This window comes from Burkholderia sp. IDO3, assembly GCF_003366075.1.
GTDB lineage: Bacteria > Pseudomonadota > Gammaproteobacteria > Burkholderiales > Burkholderiaceae > Burkholderia > Burkholderia anthina.
Genome location: NZ_CP028962.1, coordinates 226,660 through 240,985 on the forward strand (window position 1 = coordinate 226,660; position 14,326 = coordinate 240,985).

At 64.7% G+C, this 14,326-nt stretch carries 13 protein-coding genes; 7 read left to right on the forward strand and 6 right to left on the reverse strand.

The genetic code is table 11. The annotated features are described in order from the left end of the window. The first annotated feature begins 40 nt into the window (after window positions 1–40). A complete protein-coding gene (locus tag DCN14_RS01040) occupies window positions 41–943 on the forward strand; it encodes a transporter (RefSeq protein ID WP_096500750.1) in 903 nt (300 codons plus the stop codon). A gap of 116 nt (window positions 944–1,059) precedes the next feature. Here DCN14_RS01040 and dbpA read toward each other — a convergent pair whose 3' ends face one another. From dbpA to DCN14_RS01070, 5 genes are all read right to left on the reverse strand, one after another. Next, window positions 1,060–2,457 (reverse strand): ATP-dependent RNA helicase DbpA, encoded by a 1,398-nt coding sequence (gene dbpA / locus DCN14_RS01045; RefSeq protein ID WP_096500748.1) that lies wholly within the window; start codon window positions 2,455–2,457, stop codon window positions 1,060–1,062. After that, the gene (locus DCN14_RS01050; RefSeq protein ID WP_040140903.1) at window positions 2,454–2,651 is read right to left on the reverse strand and encodes a hypothetical protein; all 198 of its coding nucleotides are present in this window, start codon (window positions 2,649–2,651) and stop codon (window positions 2,454–2,456) included. The genes dbpA and DCN14_RS01050 overlap by 4 nt, the downstream gene beginning before the upstream one ends. Window positions 2,652–2,917: 266 nt before the next feature. After that, a complete protein-coding gene (mqo, locus tag DCN14_RS01055; protein WP_096500746.1) occupies window positions 2,918–4,561 on the reverse strand; it encodes a malate dehydrogenase (quinone) in 1,644 nt (547 codons plus the stop codon). A gap of 531 nt (window positions 4,562–5,092) precedes the next feature. Beyond that, window positions 5,093–5,422, reverse strand: a complete 330-nt coding sequence (locus DCN14_RS01065) for a hypothetical protein (RefSeq protein ID WP_096500742.1) — start codon at window positions 5,420–5,422, stop codon at window positions 5,093–5,095. A 61-nt stretch (window positions 5,423–5,483) separates the two neighbouring features. Further along, window positions 5,484–5,972: an Lrp/AsnC family transcriptional regulator gene (locus DCN14_RS01070; RefSeq protein WP_096500740.1), complete on the reverse strand. Its 489-nt coding sequence runs from the start codon at window positions 5,970–5,972 to the stop codon at window positions 5,484–5,486. A gap of 125 nt (window positions 5,973–6,097) precedes the next feature. On the opposite strand from DCN14_RS01070, the gene DCN14_RS01075 reads away from it, so the two are divergent. Continuing rightward, window positions 6,098–7,135, forward strand: a complete 1,038-nt coding sequence (locus tag DCN14_RS01075; protein ID WP_096500738.1) for a histone deacetylase family protein — start codon at window positions 6,098–6,100, stop codon at window positions 7,133–7,135. A gap of 72 nt (window positions 7,136–7,207) precedes the next feature. Beyond that, entirely contained in the window at window positions 7,208–8,353 is a 1,146-nt protein-coding gene (locus tag DCN14_RS01080) for a branched-chain amino acid ABC transporter substrate-binding protein (protein WP_096500736.1), read from the forward strand. 30 nt (window positions 8,354–8,383) lie between these two features. Here the strand turns inward: DCN14_RS01080 and DCN14_RS01085 are convergent, their stop codons facing one another. After that, on the reverse strand, window positions 8,384–9,265 hold the full coding sequence (locus DCN14_RS01085) for a mechanosensitive ion channel family protein (RefSeq protein ID WP_096500734.1): 882 nt from the start codon (window positions 9,263–9,265) through the stop codon (window positions 8,384–8,386). 296 nt (window positions 9,266–9,561) lie between these two features. Here DCN14_RS01085 and DCN14_RS01090 point away from each other — a divergent pair, with 296 nt between their 5' ends. From DCN14_RS01090 to DCN14_RS01105, 4 genes are all read left to right on the forward strand, one after another. After that, on the forward strand, window positions 9,562–10,932 hold the full coding sequence (locus tag DCN14_RS01090; protein ID WP_096500732.1) for a M23 family metallopeptidase: 1,371 nt from the start codon (window positions 9,562–9,564) through the stop codon (window positions 10,930–10,932). 502 nt (window positions 10,933–11,434) lie between these two features. Beyond that, a complete protein-coding gene (locus DCN14_RS01095; RefSeq protein ID WP_240327228.1) occupies window positions 11,435–12,718 on the forward strand; it encodes a DUF6402 family protein in 1,284 nt (427 codons plus the stop codon). Window positions 12,719–12,816: 98 nt separating this feature from the next. After that, window positions 12,817–13,125: a hypothetical protein gene (locus tag DCN14_RS01100; RefSeq protein ID WP_096500725.1), complete on the forward strand. Its 309-nt coding sequence runs from the start codon at window positions 12,817–12,819 to the stop codon at window positions 13,123–13,125. Between the two features lie 614 nt (window positions 13,126–13,739). Continuing rightward, window positions 13,740–14,261 (forward strand): Rrf2 family transcriptional regulator, encoded by a 522-nt coding sequence (locus DCN14_RS01105; protein WP_096500723.1) that lies wholly within the window; start codon window positions 13,740–13,742, stop codon window positions 14,259–14,261. The last annotated feature ends 65 nt before the right edge of the window (window positions 14,262–14,326 follow it).

Below are 14,326 nucleotides of genomic sequence, written 5' to 3' on the forward strand. Positions count from 1 at the left end.
ATAAAAAATCAATTCAGTAGAACGAATATTGGAGACATCGATGAAACGAAAGGCTGCATTCGGACTGGTCTCGCTCGCCGCCTGCGCGGGCATGGCGCTGAGCACGGGCGCACGGGCGACGGAGGGCGGCGGCGACACGATCGGCGAGGGCGCGGAGGCGTTCTTCGCCGGCGCGTTGCCGCCGGCCGGGCTCTACGGGTTGCTGTACTACACCCATTACCATGCGTCGCACTTCAACGATTCCCACGGCAACAGCTCGGTGCCGGGCTTCAAGCTCGATGCCGACGTGCTGATTCCGCGCGTCGTCTGGATGTCGAACCTGTCGGTGCTCGGCGGCCGTTACGGCGCGTATGCGGTGCTGCCGATGGAGCATCTGGCGCTGGATGCGGGCGGCGCGTCGTTCGATCGCACCAATCTCGGCGACCTGATCGTCAGCCCCGCGTTGATTGCATGGGGTTCGGGCGCGCTGCGCACCGTCGCGGCAATCGAGTTCGTGTTCCCGACCGGCCAGTACGACATGCATGCGGCGCTGAACACCGGCAAGAACTATTACACCGCGCGGCCGGTATTCGGCGTGTCGTGGTTGCCGAACGACAAGGTCGAGGTGTCCGCGAAGATCACGTACAGCTTCAACTCGCCGAACAACGACACGCATTACCACTCGGGGAACCTGTTCCACTTCGACTACTCGGCGAGCTATGCGGTCACGCCGAAGGCGCGGGTCGGCCTGTCGGGCTACTTCATCAAGCAGACGACCGACGACATGCAGAACGGGCAGGCCGTCGGGGGCGACGGCTTTCGCGGACAGGCGTTCGCGATCGGGCCCGGCTTCCGTTACCAGTTCAGCAAGGTCAGTCTGGAAGCGCGCGTCGTGAAGGAGTTTTTCGTGCGCAACCGGCCGGCCGGCGAGGCCGTGTGGGCGAAGGCCGTCATTCCGTTCTGACGCGCCGGCGCGCGCGGCCGGCGCGGCGGGGAATGGGGCGCGGTGCGGCAGTATCTGGCGATGCTCGGCGGGCGTGCCGCATAGGCGCTGCGGCCCGCCCGTCCGGCATCACCTCGTCACGCTTCGTCCATCAACCGGACCTTGACCCGCTTGCCCTTGATCTTCCCCGCATTGAGCTTGCGCAGCGCGTCGTGCGCGACGCCGCGCTCGATCGCGACATAGGTCGAGAACTCGGTCACGTTGATCTTGCCGATCTGCTTGCCGTCGAAGCCGGCGTCGCCGGTCAGCGCGCCGAGCACGTCGCCGGGGCGGATCTTGTCCTTGCGTCCGCCGAGGATCTGCAGCGTCTCCATCGGCGGCAGCAGCGTGCCGTCGCCGGCCGGCTTCAGTTCCGCGAGCGGATGCCATTCGACGTCGCGCTTCTGCGCCTGCTCGATCGCGCCGACGCGGCCCATCTCGTCCATGCTGGCGAGGCTCAGCGCCCAGCCTTCCTGGTCCGCGCGGCCGGTGCGGCCGATGCGGTGCACGTGCACTTCGGGGTCGGGCGTCACGTCGACGTTGATCACCGCTTCGAGTTGCGCGATGTCGAGCCCACGCGCGGCGACGTCGGTTGCGACCAGCACCGAGCAGCTGCGGTTCGCGAACTGGATCAGCACCTGGTCGCGCTCGCGCTGGTCGAGCTCGCCGTGCAGCGCGAGCGCGTGGAAGCCCTGCGCGTGCAGCACGTCGAGCAGGTCGCGGCATTGCTGCTTGGTGTTGCAGAACGCGATCGTGCTGACCGGACGGTAGTGGTTCAGCAACTGGCCGACCGCGTGCAGCCGATCCGTTTCCGCCACTTCATAGAAGCGCTGGCGGATCTTGCTGTCGTCATGGCGTTCCGCGAGCTTCACTTCCTTCGGATTGCGCAGGAACTGCTGGCTCAGCTTCGCGATGCCGTCCGGATAGGTCGCCGAGAACAGCAGCGTCTGGCGCGTCGTCGGGCACATCCGTGCGACCTTCGCGATGTCGTCGAAGAAGCCCATGTCGAGCATCCGGTCGGCTTCGTCGAGCACGAGCGTGTTCAGCGCATCGAGCTTCAGGTTGCCGCGGTCGAGGTGATCCATGATCCGGCCCGGCGTGCCGACGACGATATGCGCGCCGTGCTCGAGGCTCTGCGCCTGCGGGCGCATCGGCGTGCCGCCGCACAGCGTCAGCACCTTCACGTTTTCCTCGGCGCGCGCGAGGCGGCGCACTTCCTGCGTGACCTGGTCGGCAAGCTCGCGTGTCGGGCACAGGATCATCGCCTGCACGTCGAAGCGGCGCGTGTCGAGGCGCGAGAGCAGCGCGAGCGAGAACGCGGCGGTCTTGCCGCTGCCCGTCTTCGCCTGGGCGATCAGGTCATGGCCGGCCAGCGCGATCGGCAGGCTCGCGGCCTGGATCGGCGTCATGTCGACGTAGCCGAGCTGCGCGAGGTTCGCGAGCGCGGCGGGCGTCAGCGGCAGCGCGCTGAACGGCGTGGCGGTCGGTTGGGTCAAGAGAGATCTCCGAGGTAGGGACGGCCTTCCATCTGCTCGTAGACGACGTTGCCTTCGTCGTCTTCGAAGCGCTCGAGATAGTTGCGGGCGCCGCACAGCGGGCAGCGGAACAGCAGCCCCTGGCCTTCGTCCTTGATGACGACGTCGGACGTTTCCCACTGCGTGCCGCAGCTCTGGTTTCGGCAGGTAAACACGGTCTTTCTCCAGCTGAATTCGGTTGGTGACGCGCCCGGGCGGGCGCGGCAACGGCGGGCGGCGCTCGCGCGGCTCGGGCGCGGGCCGCACCGGCGGTTGCTCGGATTGCGTCGATGCGGGTGATGGATCGGGCGGCGACGGGGTCGCGCGTGCCGCAATTCTAGCGGAAGCGGGCACCCGCGCGGGTGCCTTCACCGTTGCGCATCATGAAAAACGGCCACCCCGAAGGGCGGCCGTGCGAGGCGGCGAACCGGTGCCGGGCGCGTTACAGCGCCATGTCGGCGGCGGCCTTCGCGGCGCGTGCCGGAGTCGCGCCCGTCGCTTGCGACGGCACGTTCACGTCGATCCGCGGCGGCGGCGCGAGTTGCAGCACGTCGCTCGTGTAGGTCCATTCGTCGACGACCTTCGCCGGGCTGTCGTTCAGCTTCGTGCCGTAGCTCGGCACGATCTGGCGGATCTTCTGCTGCCACTCGGGCGTCGCGACCTTGTCCTTGAACACCTTCTGCATCAGGTTCAGCATGATCGGCGCGGCGGTCGACGCGCCCGGCGATGCGCCGAGCAGGCCCGCGATGCTGCCGTCCTGCGCGCTGACGATCTCGGTGCCGAGCTTCAGCACGCCGCCTTTTTTCGGATCGCGCTTGATGATCTGCACGCGCTGGCCGGCTTGCCACAGGCGCCAGTCTTCCTTCTTCGCGTTCGGGAAATATGCCTTCAGCGCGTTGAAGCGGTCGTCGTCCGACAGCATCAGCTGGCCGGCCAGATACTCGACCAGCGGGAATTCGTCGACGCCCACGCGCATCATCGGCGCGACGTTGTGCAGGTTGGTGCTCTTCGCGAGGTCGAAGTACGAACCGTTCTTCAGGAACTTGGTCGAGAACGTCGCGAACGGCCCGAACAGGATGATCTTCTTGCCGTCGATGATCCGCGTGTCGAGGTGCGGCACCGACATCGGCGGCGAGCCGACCGACGCCTTGCCGTACGCCTTCGCGAGATGCTGCTTCACGACGTCGGGGTTGTCGGTCACGAGGAACGAGCCGCCGACCGGGAACGCGCCGTAATCCTTCGCCTCGGGGATGCCCGACGCCTGCAGCAGGCGCAGCGCGCCGCCGCCCGCGCCGATGAACACGAACTTCGCGTCGACGGCCTGCGGCGGTTCATCCGAATGCAGCTTGACCCACGACACGTGCCACGAGCCGTCCGCGTTGCGCGAGATCTCGCGCACCTCGCTCGACAGCGACAGCGTGAAGTTCGGCTGCGTCTTCAGGTAGCCGACGAACTGGCGCGTGATCTCGCCGAAGTTCACATCGGTGCCGATCGGCGTCCAGGTGGCGGCGACCTTCTGCGCGCGGTCGCGGCCTTCCATCATCAGCGGCACCCACTGCTTGATCCGGTCGTAGTCTTCCGAGTACTGCATCCCGCGGAACAGCGGGCTCGCCTGCAGCGCGTCGTAGCGCTTCTTCAGGAAACGGACGTTGTCGTCGCCCCACACGAAGCTCATGTGCGGCGTCGAGTTGATGAACGAATGCGGGTTCTTCAGCACGCCCTGCTTGACCTGCCACGCCCAGAACTGGCGCGAGATCTGGAACGACTCGTTGATCTCGATCGCCTTCGAGATGTCGATCTTGCCGTCCGCCTTCTCCGGCGTGTAGTTCAGCTCGGCCAGCGCCGAGTGGCCGGTGCCCGCGTTGTTCCAGCCGTTCGAGCTCTCCAGCGCGACGCCGTCGAGGCGTTCGACCATCGTCATCGACCAGTCGGGCTGCAACTCGTGCAGCCACACGCCGAGCGTCGAGCTCATGATGCCGCCGCCCACCAGCAGGACGTCGACCTTCTTCGTATCGGCGGCATGCGCGGACGACGCGGCGACGCACAGCGCGAGCGCCGACAGTATTACCCGTAACGTTTTGATCACAGCAGATCCTCTTTTTCAACTTGAATGCATCGGCTTGCCATCCCGCCTGGCGATGCTCGATCGCGACCGGCTCGCGCATCCGGAGATCCGGAGCGCGAATCCGGAATTCCGGATCGACCCGGTTCGCCGTTGTATTTGCGCACGCGAAATCGTTGCGCAGGACACCTTCGGATCGGCGCCGGCCGGTCATGCCGTTGCGCGCGTCGCAGGCGTGCGCGACGCGCATCGGCCCTTGCCGCAAGCCTCGCCGTTCGGCGTTTCGGGTTGCGTGAAAAGAGGCCGCGCGCGACGCGTCGAGCGGGGGCGGGACAGAAAGGGGCGCGTAATGTAACCGAACTCGATTGGCGTGTCGCCGGTGCCAAATAGCCCTGATTTTCGTGGGGATTTTTACGTGTCCGGGTTTCCGGAATGACTGTGCGCGGTACGGGAAAATTCGCCGGCACGAGGGCGTGCCGCGCATGCGACCGGTGCGCCGCGCGCACCGTCGGTTCTTCATCCGGTCGCGGCGTTGCACCGCGACCGGTTACCGTGTCACTTCCCGCCGCCGTTCCGGCAGAACTGCTCGTACACCTGCGCGGAATTCGCGAAGCCATGCGCCTTCGCGAGTTCCCACGGACGCTCGCATTGCTGCGTGCGTTCGCACCATGCGTAACCGGCCGAGCCGATGCAGCCGTGCGCATCGCGATCGCCGCCGACGATCGGCGGGGCGGCCTGCGCGGTCTGTGCAGTTTGCGTGTCCTGCGTGTCTTGCCCGGCGACATTGGGCGGGAGCGGCGCAGGCGGTTGCGTCGCGCATGCGCTCAATGCGAGCGCGACGGCGATCGCAGCGGCAATCGACGAGGAAGGAATGAAGGATTTCATTACGTAGCGCTCCATGGGATGACGATCGACAACGGATGCCCGCGCACGGGCGAAGAGGCGTTCACGCATCCGGCACCGGCACGCGCGACGAGAACTTGATCTCGCGTAACGCGAGGCTCGACTGGATCGACGACACGCCGGCCTGTTTTCGCAGCACGTGTTCGACGAATTCCGCATACGCGTCGAGATCGGCCGCGACGACCTGCAGGATGTAGTCGGCCGCGCCGGTGATCTTGTGGCACGACGTCACTTCGTCGTGACGCCGCATCACGTCCTCGAAGTGATCCGAATCCTGGCCCGAATGCATGTTGAACGTGACCTGCACGAACGCGAACACGTTCATCCCGAGCGCGCGGCGGTCGAGGTTCGCCTGGTAGCCGGTGATCACGCCTTCGTCCTCGAGCCGCTTGCGCCGCCGCCAGCACGGCGTGACGCTCAGCGACAGCCGCTCGCCGAGCGTCGCGTTCGACAGCGCGCCGTCTTCCTGAAGCAGGCGCAGCATCGCGCGGTCGACGCCGTCCAGCTCCGCTGAAGCGCGATTTTTGCTCATTCCAGGGTCTCCGTAGGCGGTTTTCTCAAAATTGTACGAAACGAAGAGGTGAAAAGCAAAGCTATTGCCGGTTGGCGTCAATAGACTGTTGCCACCCCTCACAGCCCTCACTGCAACGGTCAACCATGCTCACGGTCTACAGCAGCGATCATCATCTGCATCGCGGCGTCGAACTGAAAGACGGCGCAATCACCGATTCGTTCGAGAATCCCCTTCGCGCCGAAACGGTGCTCGCGCAGGTTCGCGCGGCCGGCCTCGGCGACGTGATCGCGCCGCGCGCGTTCGATCGTGCGAGCTATGCCGGCGCGCACAGCGCGCGTTATGTCGACTTTCTCGCCGGCGCGTGGGACGAATGGACCGCGACCGGCCGCACGTGCCAGGCGCTGCCGCTCGTCTGGCCGGTGCGCGCGATGCCGGCGGCGGCGACGCTGCCCGAATTCATCGACGGCAAGCTCGGCTTTTTCGCGATGGATGCCGGCGCGCCGATCAACGCCGGCACGTGGGACGCGGTGAGCGCGAGTGCGAACTCGGCGCTGACCGGCGCCGACCTGCTGTCGAACGGCGGCGCGCGCGCGGCGTTCGCGCTGTGCCGGCCGCCCGGCCACCACGCGGGCCGCGAATACATGGGCGGCTACTGCTACCTGAACAACGCGGCGATCGCCGCGCAGCACGGCATCGCGAGCGGCGCGGCGCGCGTCGCGGTGCTCGACGTCGATTTCCATCACGGCAACGGCACGCAGGACATCTTCTACGACCGTTCCGACGTGCTGTTCGCCTCGATCCACGGCGAGCCGTCGGTGTCGTACCCATACTTCTCCGGCTATGCGGACGAGCGCGGCGCCGGCGCGGGCGAAGGCTTCAACCTGAACCTGCCGCTGCCGAAGGGCACGCAATGGCGCACCTACGCGACGGCGCTCGACCAGGCGGCGGCCGCGATCGCCGCGCATGCCCCCGACCTGCTCGTCGTGTCGCTCGGCGTCGACACGTTCGAGCACGACCCGATCAGCCATTTCCGCCTGCGCTCGCCGGACTATCTGCGCATCGGCGAAACGCTCGCGCGCCTGAACCTGCCGACGCTGTTCGTGATGGAAGGCGGCTACATGGTCGACGAAATCGGCATCAATGCGGTGAACGTGCTGCTCGGATTCGAAGGGCGCGCGTGAGCGCATCTCGCGTTGCCTCCCCTGAACGAGGGTCCTGATCATCAACGAAGAGCGATAACGAAGGAGACGAACATGAATCGGCATCAGAAGCAGACGGCATGTGCGGCCGCGGTCGGGCTGGCGTGCGCACTGTCCGCGGTTTCCGCGCGGGCGGATGAAATCGTGCGCATCGGGCACGTGGCGCCGCTGACCGGCGCGATCGCGCACCTCGGCAAGGACAGCGAGAACGGCGCGCGGCTCGCGGTCGAGGAAATCAACGCGAAGGGGCTCGTGATCGGCGGCAAGAAGGTCACGCTGCAGCTCGACGCACAGGACGACGCGGGCGATCCGCGCCAGGCCACGCAGGTCGCGCAGCGGCTCGTCGACGACAAGGTGGTCGGCGTGGTCGGCCACCACAACTCGGGCACGTCGATTCCGGCGTCGCGCGTCTATCGTGACGGCGGCGTTGTGCAGATCTCGCAGGCCGCGACCAACCCGATGTACACGCAACAGGGTTTCAAGACGACCTATCGCGTCGTCGCGACCGATGCGCAGCAGGGGCCCGCGCTCGCCAGTTACGCGGCGAAGAACCTGGGGATCAGGACGGTCGCCGTGATCGACGACTCGACCGCCTACGGGCAGGGCCTCGCGACCGAGTTCGAGAAGGCCGCGAAGGCGTCGGGGATGAAGGTCATCTCGCACGACGCGACCAACGACAAGGCGATCGATTTCCGCGCGATCCTCACGAAGATCAAGGGCGAGAACCCCGACGCGATCATGTACGGCGGCATGGACGCCACCGGCGGCCCGCTCGCGAAGCAGGCGCGCCAGCTCGGCCTGCGCGCGAAGGTGCTCGCCGGCGACGGCGTGTGCTCGACCGACCTGCCGAAGCTCGCGGGCCCGGCGTCGGACAACGTCGTGTGCTCGGAAGCCGGCATCGCGCTCGAGAAGATGCCCGGCGGCGCGGCGTTCGTGAAGCGCTACGAAGCGCGCTACCATCAGCCGATGCAGGTGTATGCGCCGTTCTCGTACGACGCGGTGTACATCATCGTCGACGCGATGAAGCGCGCGAATTCGACCGATCCGGCGAAGGTGCTGGCCGCGATGCCGACGACCGACTATCACGGCGTGATCGGCGAAACGAGCTTCACGCCGCAGGGCGACCTGAAGCACGGCGCGATCTCGGTGTTCACCTACAAGAGCGGCAAGAAGGCGCTGCTCGACATCGTCAGGATGTAATGGCGACGGGGCGCGCCGCGCCCCGCTGCGTCACGATGCCTGCGCGCGACGCGGTTCCGCCGGCGGCCGCTGCTGCTGTTCGGCGTCGTGCACGATATGCAGCTCGCGCGTGCGGATCGGCAGCGCGCAGTCCGCATCGGCGAGCGTCTTGCGCACCTGGCGCGCGAGACGCCAGCGCATCGCCCAGAACTTGTCGGTATGCGTCCACACGCGCATGTTCGCGATCGCCGTGCTGTCGTCGAAGCGCATCACCATCACGTCCGGCGCGGGATCGTGCAGCACGTCGGGGTCGGCCGCGGCCAGCGCGCGCAGCGCGTCGAGTGCGCGATCGATGTCGTCGTGCACCGACACTTCCACTTCGAGATCGAGGCGGCGCGTCGGATTGCGCGTGTAGTTGCGGATCGCGCTGCCCCACAGCGCGCTGTTCGGGACGTACTCGCAGATGCCGTCCGGCTTCGTGAGCCGCGTCATGAAGAGCCCGACCTCGTCCACCGTTCCCGCGACACCCGTGCCGCCGTCGATGTAGTCGCCCACCTTGAACGGCCGCAGCAGCAACAGCATGATGCCGGCCGCGATGTTCTGCATCGTGCCCTGCAGCGCGAGTCCGATCGCGAGGCCGGCCGCGCCGAGCACCGCGACGATGCTCGCGGTCTGGATGCCGAGCTGCGACAGCGCGCCGACGATCGCGACGATGCGGATGCCCCACACGGCGACGTCGCAGAGAATCGGCCGCAGCGTGTCGTCGACGCGCTCCTTGTTCGCGAGCAGGCGGCTCAGCCAGTTGCCGATGCGCTTCGATAGCCACCAGCCGACGACGAGCAGCGCGAGCGCGCCGCAGAGCCTGATCGAGAGCGTGGACAACGCGTTCCACAGGAACGTCCAGCGTTCCGGATGAAGATGGTCGAGAAACATGACGGGATTCCGGTTTGAAGAAGGAGCGTGCGACACGCAGCGTGTCGGCAGCCCTCGACTGTACACGGCATGCCGAGTGTCGCGCGAGCGCAGGAGGCCGGATTTCCGCGCGTTCCGGCGATGCAATCGCGATTTCGTTCGAGTACTAAGCAGATATCGGAAAAAATAGGATTGGTCCTATTTAGTGAAGCAGGGCGCGTCGATACACTCGATTCCTCATTGCCGGATCGCGATGATCGTTCCTCCGCGAGATCCGGCGCTTTCCCGATTTTTCATTGATAGCGAGTGACGACGCGATGCGGTTCGACCTGTGTTTACGTCTCGCACGCGAACGAGGTCGTTGCGCGCCACGCGGCGCCATCCGCTTGCCGAATCGCCGCGCGCTGCTGCGCGGTGTCGTCGCGGCGGCGTGGCTTGCCGGCGCGCAGGGCGCGGTGGCGCTGGCATCATCCGGCGCCGCGCCGGTCATGCCCGCGCTGGCGCAGGCGGCCGACCTCTTCGACGTGCCCTTTTTCAATTCCGCCCGCACCGTCTGGGGCGGCCTGCTCGCCTCGACGGCGGTGCCGCGTGTCGTGCATGCGCCGGATGCGGCGGGTGCGCGGACGGACGATCGACCGGGCGCATTCGTCGTTCGTGCCGGCGCATGCGCGCCGTATGTCGTGCTCTGCGATGCCGCGCGCGATGCGATCGAGCGCGATTACGCGGGCCGCTTCGACTACGGTTTTGCATCGCCGTTGCCCGCGATCGGCGTGCCGTTCGCATGGGCGTCGCGCGATGCCGGTCTGGCATCGGCCGAGCCGTTCGTGCTCGCGGAGCCGGCGGGCGGCGCGCGGGTCGGCGCGATCGCCGGCAGCCTGCGTGCCTCGCTCGCGCGTGCGGATCTGCCGGCCGGCGTCGCTGCACAGGTCACGCGCATGCTGGCCGGTCGGCTCGACCTGAAGCAGCAGGGTGCCGTGGGCGATACGTTCCGCGTGGCCTTCGAACCGGCTGACGACGCATCGTTATCCGGCGCCCCGCGCGTGACCGCGCTCGATATCCGTTTTCGCGGCCAGCGCGTCGCGGCGGTGTGGTTTGCCGCCGATGCGCGGTCGCCGGGCGCTTACTACGATCTCGACGGCGTGCCGCTCGCCGGCACCCGGTTCGCGCTGCCGGTCAGCGCGACGCGCACCAGTTCGCGTTTCGGCACGCGCGTGCATCCGGTGACGGGTGCGCGTCATGTGCACTCGGGTGTCGATCTCGCCGCGCCGACGGGCCGCACGGTCCGTGCATCGGAGCGCGGCGTCGTGTCGTTCATCGGCACGGAGCCGGGCGGCTACGGCAAGTACGTGGTGGTGCGGCACGACGGCGGCTATGCGTCGTATTACGCGCATCTGTCGGCGTTCGAACCGACGCTGCGTACCGGCATGCGGATCGCGCGCGGGCAGCGCGTGGGGGCGGTCGGCAGCACCGGGACGGCAACCGGGCCGCATCTGCATTTCGAAGTGCGGCGGCACAACCGGCCGGTCGATCCGGTCGCGCTGGTGCGGGCCGCGAAGGCGGACGCGCTGAAGGGGCCGCAGCGCATGGCGTTCGAGCGTGTCGCGAAGGGCGCACGCACGCAGCTGGCGTCGGCTGCGTGGTCGCAGCCGGTGGTGGCGGAGCAGCGGGGCGCGTCGCCGGCCGGCTGACTGCTTTCCTCGTGAAGGGTCGGCAACGGGCCGGTTAAATGAAAAAGCCGCCGAATTTCGAGCGCGCGTGCCGCTTGCACGGTACTCCTCCTCTCGAAATTGAGTGCTGGTCAGGTGTATCAGGCCGGCGCAATGCGATATTGGCTGCAAGAATCAGTCTCGTCCGATAGGCACCGAGGCAACGGGTCACTATGCTTGCGCGGGTGCGGTGCCGGTGGAGTGCCCTGTTCATGTTCGGAGTGAGTCGGTCAACGATCTTCGCCGGCGCCGCACCTCCTCCCGGTTGCGATCCGGCTTCGGCGTGGGCGTTCGGTGGTGGCCGGTGGGCGCGGCCACGACAGAGAAAGACGATGTTGAAACAGCACGCTGCCATATGCGAGCGCCGAGCGCCTGCGCCGAAACCGGGGCAAGACGATGAGCGCAGCATTTGCTTGCTCGGCTTAGCCAGTGTCCATGCTGCGGGCGTGTCAGCAACGTATTACCTTCACGACACAGTAAGACTATGCCAGACGTCAGAAAAGTGCCGTATTACGAAATCAAGACGTCGTCGATTCCATTCTCGCTGCCGAAGTGGAAGGAGCACGCTGGCGCTAACGGATGCATTCCTTTGAATACACCGCAAGGTGTTTGCATGGACAGGCTTGCTCCTGGCGAACCCAAGCTTTTCAAGCTTCTAGATCCCAAGCCATCGACGCATGAGTCGATGAAAACACCGGAGCCAGCAAAGGCTCCGCCAGCAAAGCAGGCCACACCTCCCAAGCCGTCCGAGTCAGTCGACGCAGAAGACTGCGAAAATCCTCCTCCCTTTGACTTACTGGATGTCCCTGAGGCAATGCAACGAATGAAATGGCCTGTTGCGGCCAAGCTTGCCAGGCGATGGTTTGGTGGCCCCAAGCACGTTTGGGATAACAGCTTCAAGACGAACCAGCCGTTTGACAATACCACCGTCACCCTTGAGTGGGCCCTCAAGTTTGGGAAGGTCAAGGCACGATATAGTCAGCTCATCTCGAAAAATATCTACAACGAAAATGCCAGAGCAAGGTTGAAAGATCTGCTGCATCGCGTGGTAAAAGAAAAATTCAGATCTTCGGTGGATTTTGATTTTCAGACGGTTGATGACAAAGGCAATCTCGTCGAGTTTTGCAAGAAGTGGCAATTTCAACTGGTGAATGTGTCCAGCTTCGATACAACGGGAGGTGTCCCGTATGCACCCACGGACCTGACGGCAGCGCTGGCGAACTTCAACATCTATGCTGCCATTGGACGGGCGGAGTTTTCTGGGGATAGGTATTATAAATACAATAATCGTGAAAAAACAAAATCCTACTGCGCCGACTTGACTGCATCCATAACGCATATCTACGTATACATAAAGGATAGCTACTCCTTTAATGATGAAAAGTCGCCGTCAAGCAGTCAGTATTTGGGGCACTGGAATAAAAGTGGCATGATTATTACGAATGGAGGAAGAATCAGGGAGTTTCTATATCGGAGCGGCGTCAACTCGAACCTCGGTGATTCTCTCGATGTTGAGTCGACGATTAACTGGAAATATCTGATTAACGATTTTCTTGATAAACCGATAGATACACGAAAAGGTGTTGTTAAGAAATTCAGGGCGTGCGATGTGCACTATCCAGTTTTCAACAAAACCTATAGTGATTGGAGGGTGAAGCATAATCGCGGAGAGGATTTTGTGATATATTCCAATCTGCAATATCTCAAATTGGCCATTCCCATAAAATTTAGTTTGGGTGAAATATGCAGATCGCCAGAAAAAATGTAATCGCGGTCGCGCTTGTTTTGGTAGCGATAATTTCGACTCTCGCGTTGCGGAGCTCATATGAGGGCTGCGCGATTTATACGCAGGATCTTAACGGGGGAATGAGAGAGTTCGGTGGCGAGAAGTATGAAATTGAACTATGCGGGGCGCGCCGCTTTCTTGGCGACGGCGATGAAATTCGACTTCAGGTATTGGGTCCGGCAGGGGATGTTTTGGTTGAGAGATTTTTTGCGGTGCGCACAATTAACGATGCAGCACCCAGGGAACTGGAGTACGGGGACGACACTATTTTTTACTACGACCAGTCGAAGTTGTCTCCGTTGCGCTTCATTGCCATGCCGCCATCCAGGATGGACTGGTTGACGGCGAGAATACCCTTGCTGCAACGACTGATCGCGGTCTTTTCATGAGATTGAGAATCAGAGAGCAATGGATTGAGCGGTGAAGGCGCTCCCCATCATCCTCAGAACTGCTGCAGGCGCTGTCGCCGCGTCCTTGGCCGGTGCCATCGCATAGGCGGATTCCCTCGCCATTCCTACTTACTACGAGGCCTGCCCGCTATTCAAGAAATCACCGGCCACGTCGGCCTCCGGGGCGCGTCTCGCTAGAACGATCAAATGTGCGAGCTACCGATGACATATAGACCGACACCCTCACGGGCACCCCTTCCGCCGCGGGCAGCAACACGTATTCCAGCGGTACGACGATCACGAAAGGTACGCTGTCGGTGGCAGTCGATAATGCATTCGGTATATCTTCAGGAAACCTGAATTTCGATGGCGGCACGCCGCGACTCGGCAGTGAGCATCAGTGCACGATTACCGGGAATGAGAGCGTGCGGTGAGCGTGGTGATCGGATGGCGGCGAAGGCGATACGTTGACCGGCGGATCGGCACGGGCATTCGATCGTTTTTGCAGGGGCGCGACCCCGGATTGCCGCCGTGCGATCGATGCGAGCAGAACGGATGACTTTGTCGCCATCCTGCGCTACGCTCCCAACTCCGATACCCCGAGTCGCAATATCATGTCGTTCATCAGCACCGGCGTCGAGTATGGCCTGCATTGCCTGCTCTATCTCGCCGACACTTCCACCGGCGTGCGCGATGCGAGCGTGCGCGATCTGGCCGAGATGCAGGGCGTGTCCGTCGATTACGCGGCGAAGCTGTTCACGCGTCTCGCGAAGGCCGGGATCGTCGTCTCCAGCGAGGGCATTCGCGGCGGCTTCACGCTGGCGAAGCCGGCGCGCGACATCTCCGTGCAGGACGTCGTCGCGGCGATCGACGGCGACAAGCGGCTGTTCGACTGCCGCGAGGTGCGCGGCCAATGCGCTGTGTTCGAAGGCGACGCACCCGCGTGGGCCACGCGCGGCACCTGTTCGATTCATGCGGTGATGCAGGTGGCGGAGCAGGCGATGCGCGCGGAGCTCGAGAAGCAATCGCTCGCCGATCTCGCCGCGCGCGCCTGGTCGAAAGCGCCGGCCAGCTACGGCCCGAAAGTGATCGACTGGTTTGCCGATCGCGCCGCGAGCCGCGGCGGCGAGCGCTGAGTCGCGCCATGGTGGCGCGGGACGGCGCGACAACCCGCGGGGCGCGCCTGTCGCCCCCCGCGCAT

What these genes read in the sequence shown, in the direction of transcription:
- DCN14_RS01040 (WP_096500750.1), top strand. Translation starts at nt 41, where the DNA reads ATGAAACGAAAGGCTGCATTCGGACTGGTCTCGCTCGCCGCCTGCGCG.
- DCN14_RS01065 (WP_096500742.1), bottom strand. Translation starts at nt 5,422, where the DNA reads ATGAAATCCTTCATTCCTTCCTCGTCGATTGCCGCTGCGATCGCCGTC.
- DCN14_RS01070 (WP_096500740.1), bottom strand. Translation starts at nt 5,972, where the DNA reads ATGAGCAAAAATCGCGCTTCAGCGGAGCTGGACGGCGTCGACCGCGCG.
- DCN14_RS01075 (WP_096500738.1), top strand. Translation starts at nt 6,098, where the DNA reads ATGCTCACGGTCTACAGCAGCGATCATCATCTGCATCGCGGCGTCGAA.
- DCN14_RS01080 (WP_096500736.1), top strand. Translation starts at nt 7,208, where the DNA reads ATGAATCGGCATCAGAAGCAGACGGCATGTGCGGCCGCGGTCGGGCTG.
- DCN14_RS01085 (WP_096500734.1), bottom strand. Translation starts at nt 9,265, where the DNA reads ATGTTTCTCGACCATCTTCATCCGGAACGCTGGACGTTCCTGTGGAAC.
- DCN14_RS01090 (WP_096500732.1), top strand. Translation starts at nt 9,562, where the DNA reads ATGCGGTTCGACCTGTGTTTACGTCTCGCACGCGAACGAGGTCGTTGC.
- DCN14_RS01095 (WP_240327228.1), top strand. Translation starts at nt 11,435, where the DNA reads ATGCCAGACGTCAGAAAAGTGCCGTATTACGAAATCAAGACGTCGTCG.
- DCN14_RS01100 (WP_096500725.1), top strand. Translation starts at nt 12,817, where the DNA reads ATGAGAGAGTTCGGTGGCGAGAAGTATGAAATTGAACTATGCGGGGCG.
- DCN14_RS01105 (WP_096500723.1), top strand. Translation starts at nt 13,740, where the DNA reads ATGTCGTTCATCAGCACCGGCGTCGAGTATGGCCTGCATTGCCTGCTC.